Here is a 15,464-nt window from a genome sequence, read left to right on the forward strand (position 1 = left end):
TTCGCGCCGGGTGTTATCCGATCGTCATCAGGCTCGCGTTGCCACCGGCTGCCGCGGTGTTGATCGATGTCGTCACCTCTTCCAGCAGCCAGTTCAGGCAATAGGCGTCCGCGCTTGCAGCGATTTCTTCGCTGGAGGCGGCTTGCGTCAGCACCAAAGGGCCGGGAAGGGCGGCAATCGTCTTGATGGTCTGCTTGACCCGTTCGGCATCTCCTTCGATGAGGGCGCCGGCGAACGGTCCGTCGACCGCCCAGTCCTTCGACCAGGAGATGCGGGCGGCGACTGCCGCCGGCAAATTCCGAAGCTCGCTTTGCAAGCCCGAGGTGGCGTCGATGGTGATCGAATTGCCCGCTGCGAGTGCGGCCGCGATCTGGACCTGCAGGCCAAGTGCGGTCTGCGGGACGAGCAGGACCCTGCCGCGCGGATGCAGCGCATAGAGGTTCAATTCGCCGACAGGGCCTGGCAGTTCGGCGTTGAAGCCCAGGGACGACTGGCCGGCAATTGCTCGCGCCTGCTTGGCAGCCCCGGCGGCTCCGTTGCTGTCGAGCCAGGTAAGATACTGCTGTGCAGCCGAATCCGCCTGCACGGTGGCGTTGCGCAGCGGCTCAGTCGACGAGGCGACCAGGCGGCGCAGATACATCGGACCGCCCGCCTTCGGGCCGGTGCCGGAAAGGCCGCGGCCGCCGAAGGGCTGAACGCCAACAACGGCGCCGATGATGTTGCGGTTGACGTAGAGATTGCCCGCTTTGACACGTCCGGTGACATGCGCGATGGTGTCGTCGAGCCGGGTGTGCAGGCCGAAGGTCAGGCCATAGCCGGATGCATTGACGTCGTCGATCAGCTTGTCGAGCCCCTTGCGCTTGTAGCGGATGATATGAAGGACGGGGCCGAACACTTCGCGCTTCAGGTCGCTCAGCTTCTTCAGCTCGATGATCGTCGGGGCGACGAATGTGCCCTTTGCAGCGCTCGAGGGGAGGTCGAGCTGCTCGACGGAGCAGCCGAGCTTGCGCATGCGTTCGATGTGCTCATCGATGCCACGCTTGGCGCTTTCGTCGATGACGGGGCCAATATCGATCGCAAGCTTGTCGGTGCGGCCGACCGACAGTTCGCGAAGCGCACCTCGCAACATGGTCAGGGTACGATCCGCCACTTCCTCCTGCAGGCACAGCACGCGTAGTGCCGAGCAGCGCTGGCCGGCACTGTCGAAGGCGGAAGCGATGACGTCGCCGACGACCTGCTCGGCGAGGGCCGAGGAGTCGACGATCATGCCGTTCTGACCGCCGGTTTCGGCGATCAGCGGGATTGGCTTGCTGAATTTCGACAGTTTCTCGGAAAGCTGCGCCTGGATCAGACGGGCGACTTCCGTCGAGCCGGTGAACATGACGCCGGCCGTTTCGGGCGCGCCGACCAAGGCAGAACCCATCCTGCCGCTGCCCGGCGCGAACTGCAGTACTTCACGCGGAATTCCGGCTTCATGCAGGATGCGGATACCCTGAGCAGCAATCAGCGGCGTGTTGCCGGCGGGCTTGGCGACGACCGGATTGCCCGCAACCAATGCGGCGGCCACCTGACCCGTGAAGATCGCCAGCGGGAAGTTCCACGGGCTGATGCAGACAATCGGGCCGAGGGGCACGCTTTCGGGCGACAGCACCTTGCGCGCCTGTTCAGCGTAATAGCGCAGGAAGTCGATGGCTTCGCGGACTTCGCCGACAGCGTTGGCGGCCGATTTGCCGGCCTCGCGGATCGTCAAGCCCACAAGCAACGGCATCTCGCCCTGCATCATTTCGGCAGCGCGCTCCAAGATCGTCGCGCGCGCGTCCGGGCTGACCGCAGCCCATTGGGCGGCACCAGCGGCGGCAAGGCGCATCACTTCGGCTGCGTCATCGGGGGCAAGCTCGGCAACCTGACCGACAACGTCGGAATGATCGGCGGGATTGAGGATCGGGCGCGTCTCGCCGCGTTCCGAACCATCGGCGAGCAGCGGCTTGGCGATCCACGCCTTGGCGGCGGAAGCATGAAGCTGTCCGGAGAGGTCGGAAAGTGCCATTTCGTTTGACAGATCTATGCCGGCCGAATTCGCCCGAGCGCCTTCGAACAGATCGGCGGGAAGCACGATCTTGTCGTGCTGGGCGCCCATGACAGGCATTGCGCGTACCCGCTCGACGGGATCGGCGATCAGTTCGGATACGGGAACGGCAGGATCGGCAATCTTGTTGACGAAGGAGGAGTTGGCGCCGTTTTCCAGCAGGCGACGGACGAGATAGGCAAGCAGCGTTTCATGAGTGCCGACCGGCGCGTAGATGCGGCAGGGGCGACCGAGGTTTTCGGCGCCGACGACTTCCTCATAGAGCGGCTCGCCCATGCCGTGCAGGCATTGGAACTCATACTTGCCGATCGAAAAATCACTTCCGGCCATCTGATAGATCGTCGCCAGCGTCTGGGCATTGTGGGTGGCGAATTGCGGGAAGACGACGTCGGTTGCCGAGAGCAGCTTCTTGGCGCAGGCGACATAGGAGACATCGGTGTAGATCTTGCGGGTGTAAACCGGGAAGCCTTCGAGGCCATCCAGCTGCGCGCGCTTGATTTCGGCGTCCCAATAGGCGCCCTTGACGAGGCGAACCATCAGGCGATGCCCGGAGCGGCGGGCAAGATCGATGATGAAATCGAGAACGAATGGGCAGCGCTTGCCATAGGCCTGCACGACGAAGCCGATACCATCCCAGCCGGCAAGCTGCGGATCGAGGCAAAGCGTTTCCAGCAGGTCAAGCGACAATTCCAGCCGGTCGGCTTCCTCGGCGTCGATATTCAGCCCGATATTATATTGCTTGGAGAGCAGGGCGAGCGCCTTCACCTTCGGCAGAAGCTCACTCATGACCCTGTCGACCTGCGAGCGCGAATAGCGGGGATGCAGCGCAGAGAGCTTGATGGAGATACCAGGGCCCTCATAGATGCCGCGGCCGGCCGAAGCCTTGCCGATCGCATGGATGGCGGTCTCGTAGTCGCGGTAGTAGCGTTCGGCATCGGCATGCGTCGTGGCTGCTTCGCCAAGCATGTCGTAGGAATAGCGGAAGCCCTTCGCCTCGAGCGCGCGCGCGCGCTTCAGTGCCTCATCGATCGTCTCGCCGGTGACGAATTGCTCACCCATCATGCGCATGGCCATATCGATGCCGCGCCGGATGACGGGCTCGCCGCAGCGCGCGATCAGTCGCGTCAGGGAGGCAGAAAGGCCACTTTCGTTGACGGTCGATGTCAGCTTGCCGGTGACGACCAGTCCCCAGGTGGCGGCATTGACGAACATCGAACGGCCGCCGCCCAGATGCGATTTCCAGTCGCCGCCGGCGATCTTGTCGCGGATCAGCGCATCACGTGTCTCGGTATCGGGAATGCGCAACAATGCCTCCGCAAGGCACATCAGCGCGACGCCCTCCTGGCTCGAAAGAGAGTATTCCTGCACCAGCCCTTCGACGCCGTCGCCCTTGTGCTTGGCGCGCAGCGCCTCGATCAGCGTCTTGGCCGTCTTCTTGGCAGCCGCGCGAACGGGCTCCGGCAGGGTAGCGGCCTCGACCAGCATCGGGAGGCATTCGGTCTCCGGGCGCCGATAGGCAGCGGTGATCGCCTTGCGAAGCGGGCTTTGAGGCTGGATCGGCGGGGCAAACTGCGAAAATGGGGCGGCGTCTGGCGATGGTTCTTCTGCAGAATGTGCGACAATGGCAGTCATGATAACCTCAAGGTGCAAGGGACCCAATAACCAAGCAGGCGCGAGCGATTTCGCTCTGCTTGGCCCTCCCGTTGCTTCGGTGTGAACATACTTCATTCCCGAAAGGCGTTCCGCCTTGAAATTGCGGCTTTCAAGTCATATTGGACTTCAATGGCCCATATTTCAAATAGGAATGCCTATAGGAATGACCAAATCCAGTGAAATTGACCAATTCGACCAAAAGATCCTCGACGCGCTGGTCGAAGATGGCCGCATGTCGATCACGGAGCTGTCCGAACGGGTCGGTCTTTCCAAGACGCCATGCCAGGCGCGGCTGAAGAAATTGATCGATTCCGGTTACATCGATGGCTTCAAGGCGGTGCTCAATCCGATCAAGCTCGGCCTCGATCATGTCGCCTTTGCCGAAGTGAAGCTGACCGACACGCGCGAGGAGGCTTTGCTCAGCTTCAACAATGCCATCAAGAAAATCAAGGAAATCGAAGAGTGCCATATGATCGCCGGCCGCTTCGACTATCTCCTCAAGGTGCGGACGTCGGATATTCGCCGTTATCGCATCGTTCTCGGCGAGAAGATCTCCAGCCTGCCCTTCGTTGCAAGCACATCGACCAATGTGGTGATGCAGTCCGTCAAGGAAAACTGGTCGTAGTTCCAATGTGACATGGAAACGCCAACTAACTCCCTCTGCGCGCCGGATATCCGTCCCGATCTGCCACTCCGTCTAGATTTCGCCAACCGAATCGGATCATTGCGAAACGCTAAAATGAGTGAGATGGAGTACGCATGGAGACCAATGCCAGAGACCGCGACCTTGTCGAGGTCATGAAGCGGTACTTTGCGGTGAAGGCCGAAGTAGAAGACGTGAAGTCCCGCCTGGAGGCGGCAAGGCAGGAGAGCGGCGAAGAGATCGGCGCATTTTACAATCCGCGCACCAATCTGAATCACTCTGCCGATATCGTCCGTTCCCACGCCCTCAAGCAGGAGATGGCGCGTCTGATGGATTGGGCCGAAGCATGGGGGCGTCAGGTTCTGACGCCGAATGGGGCCTGACGGTCGGATAGGGACCGCCAGGCCAAGATCATGAAACCGGATTGGTTCAGCTATCCGATTTCAGCTTGCCCGCCGTCGCCCAGGAATCCTTCGAAATCTCGGTAATGATGATTTCCAGCGATTCCGGCGGGCAGGCCAGCGTTTCGACGGCGACCTTGGTCGCTTCGCGAACGAAGGCGCGCTTCTGGTCCTGTGTGCGTCCGGGATGCATTTCCAAGCGCAAGATGGGCATGACGACTCCTTGATAAACCTTGCCTGACATCAGGCTGGTGGGACTATCTTGCAAAACCAGGGGTCGATAAATAGGCTGTCAATTGGTTCATTCCGAACCTACAGGTACGCAATCATGGACAAATTGGCTGGCATGGCGATGTTCGTCCGAGTCGTCGACGAGGGAAGCTTTGCCGCGGCCGCGGAGACCAGCCAGGTATCGGCCACCATGGTTGCCAAGCATATCCGGACGATCGAGCAGCGCCTGGGCGCGCGGTTGCTCCATCGGACCACGCGTCGCCATCAACTGACCGAGGTCGGCAAGCTTTACTATGAACGGTGCAAGACGGTGCTGGCCGAGGTCGAGCTGGCCGAGGCGGCGGCCTCGGAACTGCAATCGGCACCGCGCGGCCGGCTTCGCCTCGTCGCACCCGTCAGCTTCGGCACACAGACCCTCGTCCCGGCCCTTGTCGAGTATCTGCATCAGAATCTCGACGTCAGCGTCGATCTGGCGCTCGACAACAATCCGTATGATCTGATTGGCGAGGGCTACGAGCTCGGCATTCAGATCGGCGCCTTGACGAACACCGGTCTGGTGGCCCGCCCATTAAAGCCTTACCGGCGTATTCTCGCGGCATCGCCGGATTATCTTGCCCGCTGCGGCAGACCGGAAAGCCCGGAGGATCTCGCCAATCACATGTGTCTCGGCCATTCCTACTGGCGCCTGCAGGGCCTCTGGCACCTCGTTGGTCCGGAGGGCGAGACGCGCGAAATCGCCATAAAGGGCAGGTTCACCACAAACCAAGGGGGTGCTCTGCGCGTTGCCGCTTTGCATGGTGCCGGCATCGTGTTGCAGCCGGAGCTGCTTTTGGCTGCCGATCTCGATGCCGGGCGGCTGGAAGCTGTATTGCCGCTATGGTCGTACAAGCCGACGCCGATGCATCTGGTTTACGCACCGGACCGGCGCCCCACGGCGATGTTGCGCAGCGTGATCGATTTCCTCGTGGCCCGCTTCGGCTGAGGCCAAAAGCCGCTTTTATCGTCGGCGATGCTAATATCGGCTCAGGCGGCCTTGGCCTCTTCCTCGCTCGGCGCCGAAGTGCGGATCAGATAATCGAAAGCTGCTAGCGAAGCTTTGGCACCCTCGCCGACAGCAATGACGATCTGCTTGTAGGGAACCGTCGTGCAATCGCCGGCGGCAAAGACGCCTGGCATCGATGTCTGGCCATGATGATCGACCTCGATTTCGCCGCGAACAGACAGCGCGATCGTGCCCTTCAGCCACTCGGTATTCGGCAGCAATCCGATCTGCACGAACACGCCGTCGAGCGCCAGCGTATGCTTGTCACCCTTCAGGCGATCCTCATAGACAAGGCCGGTGACCTTGCTGCCGTCGCCCAGCACTTCCATCGTCTTGGCCGAGAGAATGACATCGACATTGGCAAGGCTGCGGAGCTTGCGTTGCAGCACGTCGTCGGCGCGAAGTTTGCTGTCGAACTCGATGAGCGTGACGTGCTTGACGATGCCGGCAAGATCGATCGCCGCTTCGACGCCGGAATTGCCACCGCCGATGACGGCGACGCTCTTGCCCTTGAACAGCGGACCATCGCAATGCGGGCAATAGGCGACGCCGTTGTTGCGATAGAGTTCCTCGCCCGGCACGCCCATCTGCCGCCAGCGCGCGCCAGTCGAAAGGATGACGGAGCGAGACTTGAGTGTTGCGCCACTCTCCAGCTCCACTTCGAACAGGTCGCCGTGGCGGCTGAGCTTCTGTGCGCGCTGCAGGTTTATGATCTCGACCGGATAGTCTTTGACATGCGTCTCAAGCGCTGTGGCGAAAGCCGGCCCTTCGGTATGTGGAACCGAAATGAAGTTTTCGATCGCCATGGTGTCGAGCACCTGACCGCCGAAGCGTTCGGCAACGACGCCAGTGCGGATGCCCTTGCGTGCGGCATAAATCGCAGAGGCCGCACCAGCTGGTCCCCCACCGACGACCAGCACGTCGAAGGCTTCCAGCGTCTTGAGCTTTTCGGCCGCGCGTTTGGCGGCACCTGTGTCGAGCTTGGCGATGATCTGCTCGACTTCCATGCGGCCCTGCCCGAAAACCTCGCCGTTCAGGTAGATCGTCGGCACGGACATGACCTGCCGGTCGGCGACCTCCTTCGGGAAGACGGCGCCGTCGATAGCGACATGGCTGATTCGCGGATTGAGGATCGACATCAGGTTCAGCGCCTGCACGACGTCGGGGCAGTTCTGGCAGGACAGCGAGAAATAGGTCTCGAAGCGGAAGTCGCCGTCGAGATCACGGATCTGATCGAGGATCGTCTGTTCGACGCGCGGCGGGTGGCCGCCCACCTGCAGCAATGCGAGGACCAGCGAGGTGAATTCATGACCGAGCGGAATGCCGGCAAAACGCAGGCTGATATCGTGGCCTGGGCTCGTCAGCGCGAAAGAAGGTGCGCGCTCGTTGCCATCATACTGTTGTGTCAGGGCAATCTTGTCTGAGAGGCCGACGATGTCTTTCAGAAGAGCCACCATTTCAGTCGATTTTGCGCTGTCGTCGACGTTGGCGCTGATCTCGATCGGACGCACGACCTTCTCCAGATAGGCCTTCAATTGGCTTTTCAGCGCGTCGTCAAGCATCGATATGTCTCCTGCGGGAAATGGGAATTCTTCGCCTGCGTGAGGTGGCGGACGGTATAGGCTCTTGTATTTGTTAGGTGGCCCTCCCTGGATCCAGGAAGGGCCAGCAATCCTCAAATCAGATCTTGCCGATGAGGTGCAGCGAGGGAGCGAGTGTCTTTTCGCCTTCTTCCCACTTGGCCGGGCAAACTTCGCCCGGATGCGAGCGGACATACTGGGCCGCCTTGATCCTGCGCAAGAGGTCGGCGGCGTTGCGGCCGATGCCTTCGGCGGTGATTTCCATCGCCTGGATGACGCCGTCCGGATCGACGACGAAGGTGCCGCGGTCGGCAAGGCCTTCGGCTTCGCGCATGACGTCGAAGTTGCGAGTGACTGTGCCGGTCGGGTCGCCGATCATGGCATACTGGATCTTGCCGATGGTCTCGGAGCTGTCATGCCAGGCCTTGTGCGTAAAGTGCGTGTCGGTCGAGACGGAGAAGACCTCGACGCCGAGGCGTTGCAGTTCGGCGTAATGATCGGCGACGTCGCCAAGCTCAGTCGGGCAGACGAAGGTGAAATCGGCCGGATAGAAGAAGAAAACCGCCCACTTGCCTGCGATGTCAGCTTCCGTGACCTCGATGAATTTGCCCTGCTTGAAGGCTTGGGCTTTGAACGGCTTAACGGCGGTATTGAGAACGGACATGGTACCCTTGCAATGTTTGGACTGAATGGCTTTCGCGCCGCAACATAGAGCGTGCGCCGCAATAGGCAAAATAGATAAATCAGAAAGAATCGATAGTTTCCATCTATTTAAGCGGCCTTGCACGGCTTCGTTTGTGGATATCATCTGCGCCTTAACGACGCAGCAAGGCGGCCAGGAGACGAGACGCAAAAGTATCGTTTGCCAACGCCCCAAGCGGCGGATTCGGAGGTACAGATTATCAAGGAACCAGCTTGGATTCCGATCTGCAGCTTTCCGCGACGAGCCAGTCGCGAAAAGTTTCCGCCTCCCTGGAAAGGCGGTCGGCTTCGATCAGCCAATAGAACTTGTCGGTGTCCAGGGGCGAATCGAACAGGGTGACCAATGTTCCGTTGGCCAGTTCCTCGGCAATCAAGGAGACCGGGCAGAGGCCGATGCCCTGAGCACCGATGACCGATCCGATCATCAGGCTGAAATCGGCAAAGATCGGGCCTGGCTTCAGAGGCCGATGGACCCCTTTGAGTGCAAACCAGCGCGCCCAGGCCGCCGTCGTTTCATCATGCAGGAGCTCGGCATCGACCAGGTCGGCCGGCGCGTTGAACGAGCCATGGCGAAGCTTGAATTCCGTCGAGCACGTCGGTCGGGTTTGAGCGCTCAAAAGGGGGATGGAATTTGCTCCGGGCCTTGTTCCATGGCGGATCAGCAGATCGACGCTTGCTGCTTCCGGCGTCTTCGCATCGAGCGCATAGACGATGTTGATGCGAATCTCCGGGTGCTCCTTCCGGAAATCCGGCAGCCGCGGTATCAGCCAGCGCGTGGCGAAGGATGCGATGCAGGCGACGCTGACCGGTCTGTCATGGCTCTCCCGCTTCAACTGCTGTGCCGCGTTCTGGATATGACCGAGGCCACTTGCCACGACAGCCCCGAACTCGCGGCCGGCCGCCGTTGCCGTCACGCCGCGGGCGTGGCGCGTGAACAGCGCAACGCCAAGCCAGTTCTCCATTATCCGCACATGCTGACTTATCCCGGCCGCCGTCAGATTGAGCTCAGCCGCAGCTCGGGCGAAACTCTCGTGGCGCACGGCCGCCTCGAAGGCGCAAAGGGAGGCATAGGGGATATGGCGCATGAACCAAGGCTAAGCAAAACTTAGCCAAAGCGCAAGAACAATGAGCGTTGTGCATTGGCATGATGTCGCTACATTGCGGGCGACATCGTGGCTTGCCCACCGCCGCCTGCGGCGTTGTTGAAAGCCCGAAACCTCGAAACCCGGAGCCGACAAGGGGCTATGTGACCGCAATGCAGACAATTCGTGACATTTCCGCTTCCGCTGATGCCGAGGAACGGCGCAGCAAGCCGCCCGTTGTCGTCTATCCGAATGAGACGCTGCCACCCGCCGGGATGAATATACTCCAAGCCGCAAGGCAAAGCATGACCAAGGTCGCAGAGGTCATCGTGCCGCCGCGGGAAGCGGGCAGCTTCCGGGTGCCGAAAGGGCATTTCTTCCGTATCGTCAGTATGGAGGGCTCCCAGGTCGGCGACCTCAATCTATGGAATGCCGACGATCTTTCGGAACGCTTCTTCAGCGGCAAGACCCGCGCGCTTCATGCCACGCATGTCGGCGTCGGCGATCGCTTGTGGAGCAGCCTGCCACATCTACGTCCGATGGCGACGATCACCCATGACACGCTCGGCTGGTATGGATGGGATAAGGATGGAGCCGGCGTTCACGATGTCATCGGCACGCGCTGCGACCCCTATACCAATCGACTGCTGAAAGGCGACAATTACCATCATTGCTGCCATTCGAACCTGTCGCGCGCGCTCGCTTCAGAAATGAACATGTCGGTTCGGGAGGCGGAAGCCCATGTTCATGATGTGCTGAATGTCTTCATGTGCACGGGGTTCACCCACGACACCCATCAGTATTTCATGAAGGCAAGTCCGGTAAGGCCGGGCGATTTCATTGAGTTCTTTGCTGAGATCGATCTTCTCGGTGCTCTTTCGGCCTGCCCAGGTGGTGATTGCGGTAGCGGCCATTCGAGCGATGCGGCACCGTGCTATCCGCTAGGCGTCGAAATCTGGCGGCCTCATCCGGAGAGCCTTGCCGGTCGGACTTTTCCCGAGCGCAACGCCTATTCGAGAACGCATGGCCTTTAGGCGGGCGAACGGTGTGTACTCACGTCGCCCATAGATACATTGCCGGCGGTTTGGGTCGCCGGCAATACAAAGCCGCTCGTTAAACGAGACGTCCGTCTGTGAGTTGACCAAGCCTTAGCTGCTTAATCGCAGACGCGGACGCGCTCGTAGTGGTAGCCTTCGTCGTAGCGGTTCTGAACCGGCCGGCTTTCAAGCCAGCATCTCGGCGCCGGTTCTTCGTAAACAGGGCCTCCGTAAACGGGGCCGCGGTTGGCAAGGGCGCCACCGACGATGAGGCCGCCGAGGAGGCCTGCGGCTACGCCGCCTGCGATTGCGCCACCATTGTGATGGTGATGATGGTGGTAGCGATAATATTGCTGCGCCTGAGCGAAGTTGGCGGGAGCCAACGTGCCGCCTACAACCGTAGCGGCCAGCAAAACTGTAAGGACCGTTTTCTTTATCATGACTACCTCCAAAGCAGTCTACATTGCTCAGCGAATTCGCGAGTCATCTATTCAACGTTTGAAGCATGAATATGTTCAGCTGAATGTTCGATGAATGCGCCGTTCATCCGCGCTGAAGTCCTGAAATTCAGCGCTTCCACGATGATTTTGCGTGGGATCACGTGGCCGGAATGTGGCTGCGCGTCGCTTTGAGCCATTCCAGCGTCCGTGATTCGGGATCGGGATTGCGTGTGATGTCGGTGACGACCGCGGCGCTGTCGGCGCCACTCTCCAACACGCCGGAAATGCGCTCCACGGTCAGGCCGCCGATCGCCACAAGCGGGATATTGCCGACCCGCGCTTTCCAGTGGCCGATGCGCTGCAGGCCTTGCGGCGCCCACGGCATGACCTTGAGCACGGTGGGATAAATCGGCCCGAGCGCGATGTAGTCGGGGCAGGCGGCAAGCGCTGTTTCCAGCTCGGCTTCGTCGTGCGTCGAAAGCCCCAGTCTTAGTCCTGCCGCCCGGATGGCATCGAGGTCCGCCTCCGCCAGGTCTTCCTGGCCGAGATGAATGAAATCGCAGCCTTCCTCGATGGCAAGCTGCCAGTAGTCGTTCACGATCAGCTGGCATCCATGGACCGCGCAGATTGCCTTAGCCTTGCGGATATCCGCGCGGATTTCAGCAGCGCTGCGATCCTTGATGCGCAGCTGCACCAGCCTGACGCCCAGCGGCACCAGCCTTTCGATCCAGGCGCCGCTGTCGATGATCAGATAGAAGGGATCGAGCCTCACGCGAACACCGCCTTTCCGATCACGGGCGTCGAGGGCACCGCCATGTCGCGGGGCTCCAGCATGCCCGCACCGAACGCCTGCCTGCCGGCATCGATGGCCTTGGCGAAGGCCTCCGCCATCGTGGCCGGATCGCCGGCGCCGGCAACCGCTGTGTTGAGCAGCACGGCGTCGAAGCCGAGCTCCATGACGATCGCCGCATGCGAGGGTCGGCCGATGCCGGCATCCACGATCAGCGGCACCTCGGGAAAATGCGCCCGCATGGAACGTAGGGCAGAAAGATTGAGCGGCCCCGCCGCCGTTCCGATAGGCGCGCACCAGGGCATAAGCACCTTGCATCCGGCTTCCAGCAGCCGTTCGGCGACCACGAGATCGTCCGTGGTATAGGGAAAGACCTCGAAGCCGTCATCGGCCAGAATTCGTGCCGCCTCGACAAGTGCGAAAACATCCGGCTGTAGCGTATCGTGATTGCCGATCACTTCGAGCTTGATCCAGTTGGTCTGAAATACCTCGCGGGCCATCCTTGCCGTCAGCACTGCTTCCGAGACGCCATGGCAGCCGGCCGTGTTGGGAAGAACACGAACGCCAAGCGCGCGGATCATGTCGAAGAAGGCGCCGCCATTGCGCCCGCCGGCCGTTTCACGCCGCAGCGACACGGTGACGATTTCTGTTTGCGATCGCCTGACCGCTTCGGCAAGGACGGCCGGCGAGGGATAGCGCGCGGTACCGAGTAGGAGACGAGATTCGATTTGGCTTCCGTAGAAATCGGGCATGGCTCAACCTCCCTGCATTGGGGTCAGAATTTCGATCCTGTCGTTATCGTTCAGCGCGTGATCATCGCGGTCTTCGCGGTGCACGAGCTCGCCGTTGACGGCGGTTGCCAACCAGTCGCCTTCGTAGTCGAGCGCCGTCAGAAGTTGCGAAAGTGTGGTTGCGGCGATTGTCTGAGCTTCTCCATTGATGATCAGGCGCATCTGGGGCTCCTTTGCCTGGATTGTTCGGAAAGCACGAGGTCGGCAGTTTCGGCCGCGATTGCCGGCGCCAGAAGGAAACCGTGGCGATAGAAGCCATTCGTCACGACGACGTTTCCCTCCCGCGTCACCCGCGGGAGATTGTCGGGAAAGGCGGGGCGGATGCCGGCACCGGTTTCGATGACCGCGGCGTCTGCAAAGGCGGGGTGCAGCGCGTAGGCGGCGTTCAGCAGTTCCATCAGCGAACGCGCCGTGATCGGTCCGTCGAATTCGGTCTCGATCATGGTCGCCCCGACCATGAAGTGACCGCTGCCGCGCGGAACGATATAGACGGGAATGCGAGGGTGCAGCAGGCGGATGGGCCGGGCGAGTGCCACTTCTTCCGTGCGCAGATAGAGCATTTCGCCGCGCACACCGCGCAGGTCAGGAGTGTGTCCGATGCGAGCGGCGCCGGTGCAATCGACGATTTCGGAGAAATCGTCCTCGCTTACATCCATGGCGGCAAAAGCAACGCCTCTCGCCAGAAGCTTTTCCTGCAGTCGGCGCAGCGCCCGGCGTGGATCCAGATGGGCTTCCTGCGGAAAGAACAGGCCTTGCCTGAAACGGCCGGCAAGGACGGGTTCGAGAGCGGCGATTTCGCTCTCCTCTATCAAACGATAGCCGGAGGTGCGGCCGGCGAATCGCTTGAGCTCGCCGTGATCGCGCGGCGGCGCGACGACCAGGGTGCCGTTGCGCGCCACTTCGCCCGGCAGGATCGCATCCCATCGATCGGCGGCGTCGAGGCCGCGCCGAAGCACTGCCTCATCGGCACTTTCCCGTTCGCACCAGGGCGCCAGCATGCCGCCGGCGAGCCAGGAGGCGGCATGGTCGAATTTCAGGCACGGGTCCAGCACGGTTACGTCCGCGCCCCGAACATGAAGTTCATGGGCGACCGTGAGGCCGGCGACGCCGGCCCCTTTGACTAGGACGCGCATCTCACTCGGCCGGATGCGGAAGGTTGTCGATCGGCATATAGAGATCGCCACCTTCACGGTATTTGGCCGCCATTGCGTCCAGCCCCTCTTTCTGGGCCTCGGCGCGAATGTCGTGCGAAATCCGCATCGAACAGAATTTCGGGCCGCACATCGAGCAGAAATGCGCAACCTTATGGGCTTCCTTCGGCAAGGTCTCGTCGTGGAAGCTGCGGGCGGTGTCCGGATCGAGCGACAGGTTGAACTGATCTTCCCAGCGGAACTCGAAGCGGGCGCGCGACAACGCGTCGTCACGCACCTGCGCGGCTGGATGACCCTTGGCAAGGTCGGCCGCATGGGCCGCGATCTTGTAGGTGATGACGCCGGTCTTGACGTCGTTGCGGTCGGGCAGGCCGAGATGCTCCTTCGGGGTGACGTAGCAGAGCATCGCCGTGCCGAACCAGCCGATCATGGCAGCGCCGATTCCCGAGGTGATATGATCGTAGCCCGGCGCGATATCCGTCGTCAGCGGCCCGAGCGTGTAGAAAGGCGCTTCGCCACAGACGGCCAGCTGCTTGTCCATGTTTTCCTTGATCTTGTGCATCGGCACATGGCCGGGGCCTTCGATCATCACCTGGCAGTCTTTCGCCCAGGCGATCTTCGTCAGTTCGCCCAGGGTTTCGAGTTCGGCAAACTGCGCGGCGTCATTGGCGTCGGCGATCGAGCCGGGGCGCAGGCCGTCGCCGAGCGAGAAGGAGACGTCATAGGCGCGGCAGATATCGCAGATCTCCTCGAAATGCTCGTAGAGGAAGCTCTCGCGGTGGTGATGGAGACACCACTTCGCCATGATCGAGCCGCCGCGCGACACGATGCCGGTGACGCGATTGACCGTCAGCGGGATGTAGTGCAGCCGCACGCCGGCATGGATGGTGAAATAGTCGACGCCCTGTTCGGCCTGCTCGATCAGCGTGTCGCGATAGACCTCCCAGGTGAGTTCCTCGGCAATGCCGCCGACCTTTTCGAGCGCCTGATAGAGCGGAACCGTGCCGATCGGCAGCGGCGAATTGCGGATGATCCATTCGCGGATGTTGTGGATGTTGCGGCCGGTCGAAAGATCCATGACGGTATCGGCGCCCCAGCGGGCAGCCCAGACCATCTTCTCGACTTCCTCTGCCATGGAGGAGGTAACGGCGGAGTTGCCGATATTGGCGTTGATTTTCACCAGGAAGTTCCGGCCGATGATCATCGGTTCGGCCTCGGGGTGATTGATGTTGGCCGGGATGATGGCGCGGCCGGCGGCGACTTCCTGGCGAACGAATTCCGGCGTCACATGATCGGGAATATGAGCACCGAAGCTTTCGCCGTCTCGAACCAACGCTTCTGCCTTGGCCTTTCGACCGAGATTCTCGCGGATGGCGATGAATTCCATCTCCGGGGTGATGATGCCGGCACGCGCATAGGCAAGCTGCGTGACCGCCTTGCCGTCTTTGGCGCGCAGCGGCTGGCGACGTCCGGGAAATTCGGGTGTCAACCGGTCGCCGCTGACGAAGCCATTGTCTTCGGGGCGCACATGGCGGCCTTCGTAGGCCTCGACATCGCCGCGGGCGAGCACCCAGTCGCGGCGGAGCTGCGACAGGCCCTGCTCGATGCTGATATCGGCGCCCTCGATCGTATAGGGGCCTGAAGAATCATAGACGACGACGGGCGGTTCACCCGATGTCGGATGGACGCTGATCTCACGCATCGGCACACGGATATCGGCATGGATGTCTCCAGGAATGTAGATCTTCCTCGAGGCCGGCAGTGGGCCGGTGGTGACGGTCGGAGTGAGGTTTTTTGCGGCAATGTTCATGGTTTGAGGCTCCAAATTGCGGTTG

At 61.3% G+C, this 15,464-nt stretch carries 15 protein-coding genes; 4 read left to right on the forward strand and 11 right to left on the reverse strand.

Translation table 11 applies throughout. The features are described from left to right. Positions 1-13 precede the first annotated feature (13 nt). Positions 14-3,718: a trifunctional transcriptional regulator/proline dehydrogenase/L-glutamate gamma-semialdehyde dehydrogenase gene (putA, locus tag QD409_RS03945; RefSeq protein ID WP_092847334.1), complete on the reverse strand. Its 3,705-nt coding sequence runs from the start codon at positions 3,716-3,718 to the stop codon at positions 14-16. Positions 3,719-3,902: 184 nt separating this feature from the next. Here putA and QD409_RS03950 point away from each other — a divergent pair, with 184 nt between their 5' ends. Beyond that, complete coding sequence (locus QD409_RS03950) at positions 3,903-4,364, forward strand: Lrp/AsnC family transcriptional regulator (protein ID WP_004125091.1); 462 nt, start codon at positions 3,903-3,905, stop codon at positions 4,362-4,364. A gap of 134 nt (positions 4,365-4,498) precedes the next feature. After that, a complete protein-coding gene (locus QD409_RS03955; protein WP_092847332.1) occupies positions 4,499-4,765 on the forward strand; it encodes a hypothetical protein in 267 nt (88 codons plus the stop codon). A 46-nt stretch (positions 4,766-4,811) separates the two neighbouring features. On the opposite strand, the gene QD409_RS03960 is transcribed toward QD409_RS03955, so the two are convergent. Beyond that, a complete protein-coding gene (locus QD409_RS03960; protein WP_037154392.1) occupies positions 4,812-4,997 on the reverse strand; it encodes a 4-oxalocrotonate tautomerase in 186 nt (61 codons plus the stop codon). Between the two features lie 114 nt (positions 4,998-5,111). Between QD409_RS03960 and QD409_RS03965 the strand changes: the two genes are divergently transcribed. After that, on the forward strand, positions 5,112-5,996 hold the full coding sequence (locus QD409_RS03965) for a LysR family transcriptional regulator (protein ID WP_092847330.1): 885 nt from the start codon (positions 5,112-5,114) through the stop codon (positions 5,994-5,996). A gap of 41 nt (positions 5,997-6,037) precedes the next feature. Here QD409_RS03965 and ahpF read toward each other — a convergent pair whose 3' ends face one another. The 3 genes from ahpF to QD409_RS03980 all read right to left on the reverse strand — a co-directional run bounded on the left by ahpF (position 6,038) and on the right by QD409_RS03980 (position 9,423). Then, positions 6,038-7,618 carry an alkyl hydroperoxide reductase subunit F gene (ahpF, locus tag QD409_RS03970; protein ID WP_092847325.1) on the reverse strand — a complete coding sequence of 527 codons (1,581 nt, stop codon included), beginning with the start codon at positions 7,616-7,618 and terminating at the stop codon, positions 6,038-6,040. A 118-nt stretch (positions 7,619-7,736) separates the two neighbouring features. Beyond that, positions 7,737-8,300 carry an alkyl hydroperoxide reductase subunit C gene (gene ahpC, locus QD409_RS03975; RefSeq protein ID WP_092847320.1) on the reverse strand — a complete coding sequence of 188 codons (564 nt, stop codon included), beginning with the start codon at positions 8,298-8,300 and terminating at the stop codon, positions 7,737-7,739. A 238-nt stretch (positions 8,301-8,538) separates the two neighbouring features. Beyond that, on the reverse strand, positions 8,539-9,423 hold the full coding sequence (locus QD409_RS03980; RefSeq protein WP_092847315.1) for a LysR substrate-binding domain-containing protein: 885 nt from the start codon (positions 9,421-9,423) through the stop codon (positions 8,539-8,541). Positions 9,424-9,593: 170 nt separating this feature from the next. On the opposite strand from QD409_RS03980, the gene QD409_RS03985 reads away from it, so the two are divergent. Continuing rightward, a complete protein-coding gene (locus QD409_RS03985; protein WP_092847311.1) occupies positions 9,594-10,454 on the forward strand; it encodes an urea carboxylase-associated family protein in 861 nt (286 codons plus the stop codon). Between the two features lie 122 nt (positions 10,455-10,576). On the opposite strand, the gene QD409_RS03990 is transcribed toward QD409_RS03985, so the two are convergent. From QD409_RS03990 to thiC, 6 genes are all read right to left on the reverse strand, one after another. Next, positions 10,577-10,897: a hypothetical protein gene (locus QD409_RS03990; protein WP_092847305.1), complete on the reverse strand. Its 321-nt coding sequence runs from the start codon at positions 10,895-10,897 to the stop codon at positions 10,577-10,579. Positions 10,898-11,054: 157 nt separating this feature from the next. Further along, positions 11,055-11,669 carry a thiamine phosphate synthase gene (locus tag QD409_RS03995; protein ID WP_092847302.1) on the reverse strand — a complete coding sequence of 205 codons (615 nt, stop codon included), beginning with the start codon at positions 11,667-11,669 and terminating at the stop codon, positions 11,055-11,057. Further along, entirely contained in the window at positions 11,666-12,439 is a 774-nt protein-coding gene (locus QD409_RS04000) for a thiazole synthase (RefSeq protein WP_092847300.1), read from the reverse strand. The genes QD409_RS03995 and QD409_RS04000 overlap by 4 nt, the downstream gene beginning before the upstream one ends. Before the next feature lie 3 nt (positions 12,440-12,442). After that, a complete protein-coding gene (gene thiS, locus QD409_RS04005) occupies positions 12,443-12,640 on the reverse strand; it encodes a sulfur carrier protein ThiS (RefSeq protein ID WP_004125194.1) in 198 nt (65 codons plus the stop codon). After that, on the reverse strand, positions 12,631-13,611 hold the full coding sequence (thiO, locus tag QD409_RS04010; protein ID WP_092847298.1) for a glycine oxidase ThiO: 981 nt from the start codon (positions 13,609-13,611) through the stop codon (positions 12,631-12,633). The genes thiS and thiO overlap by 10 nt, the downstream gene beginning before the upstream one ends. A gap of 1 nt (position 13,612) precedes the next feature. Next, positions 13,613-15,439 carry a phosphomethylpyrimidine synthase ThiC gene (gene thiC / locus QD409_RS04015; RefSeq protein ID WP_092847443.1) on the reverse strand — a complete coding sequence of 609 codons (1,827 nt, stop codon included), beginning with the start codon at positions 15,437-15,439 and terminating at the stop codon, positions 13,613-13,615. Positions 15,440-15,464: the final 25 nt, after the last annotated feature.

The sequence above is a fragment of the Rhizobium sp. BR 315 genome (assembly GCF_050577975.1).
In the GTDB taxonomy this organism is placed as follows: domain Bacteria; phylum Pseudomonadota; class Alphaproteobacteria; order Rhizobiales; family Rhizobiaceae; genus Rhizobium; species Rhizobium miluonense.

Bases quoted from the DNA above. Each gene is read 5' to 3' on its own strand.
- QD409_RS03990 (WP_092847305.1), bottom strand. From the start codon at position 10,897: ATGATAAAGAAAACGGTCCTTACAGTTTTGCTGGCCGCTACGGTTGTA.
- ahpC (WP_092847320.1), bottom strand. From the start codon at position 8,300: ATGTCCGTTCTCAATACCGCCGTTAAGCCGTTCAAAGCCCAAGCCTTC.
- thiO (WP_092847298.1), bottom strand. From the start codon at position 13,611: ATGCGCGTCCTAGTCAAAGGGGCCGGCGTCGCCGGCCTCACGGTCGCC.
- QD409_RS03950 (WP_004125091.1), top strand. From the start codon at position 3,903: ATGACCAAATCCAGTGAAATTGACCAATTCGACCAAAAGATCCTCGAC.
- QD409_RS03985 (WP_092847311.1), top strand. From the start codon at position 9,594: ATGCAGACAATTCGTGACATTTCCGCTTCCGCTGATGCCGAGGAACGG.
- thiS (WP_004125194.1), bottom strand. From the start codon at position 12,640: ATGCGCCTGATCATCAATGGAGAAGCTCAGACAATCGCCGCAACCACA.
- ahpF (WP_092847325.1), bottom strand. From the start codon at position 7,618: ATGCTTGACGACGCGCTGAAAAGCCAATTGAAGGCCTATCTGGAGAAG.
- QD409_RS03980 (WP_092847315.1), bottom strand. From the start codon at position 9,423: ATGCGCCATATCCCCTATGCCTCCCTTTGCGCCTTCGAGGCGGCCGTG.
- QD409_RS03955 (WP_092847332.1), top strand. From the start codon at position 4,499: ATGGAGACCAATGCCAGAGACCGCGACCTTGTCGAGGTCATGAAGCGG.
- QD409_RS03960 (WP_037154392.1), bottom strand. From the start codon at position 4,997: ATGCCCATCTTGCGCTTGGAAATGCATCCCGGACGCACACAGGACCAG.
- QD409_RS04000 (WP_092847300.1), bottom strand. From the start codon at position 12,439: ATGCCCGATTTCTACGGAAGCCAAATCGAATCTCGTCTCCTACTCGGT.
- thiC (WP_092847443.1), bottom strand. From the start codon at position 15,439: ATGAACATTGCCGCAAAAAACCTCACTCCGACCGTCACCACCGGCCCA.
- putA (WP_092847334.1), bottom strand. From the start codon at position 3,718: ATGACTGCCATTGTCGCACATTCTGCAGAAGAACCATCGCCAGACGCC.
- QD409_RS03965 (WP_092847330.1), top strand. From the start codon at position 5,112: ATGGACAAATTGGCTGGCATGGCGATGTTCGTCCGAGTCGTCGACGAG.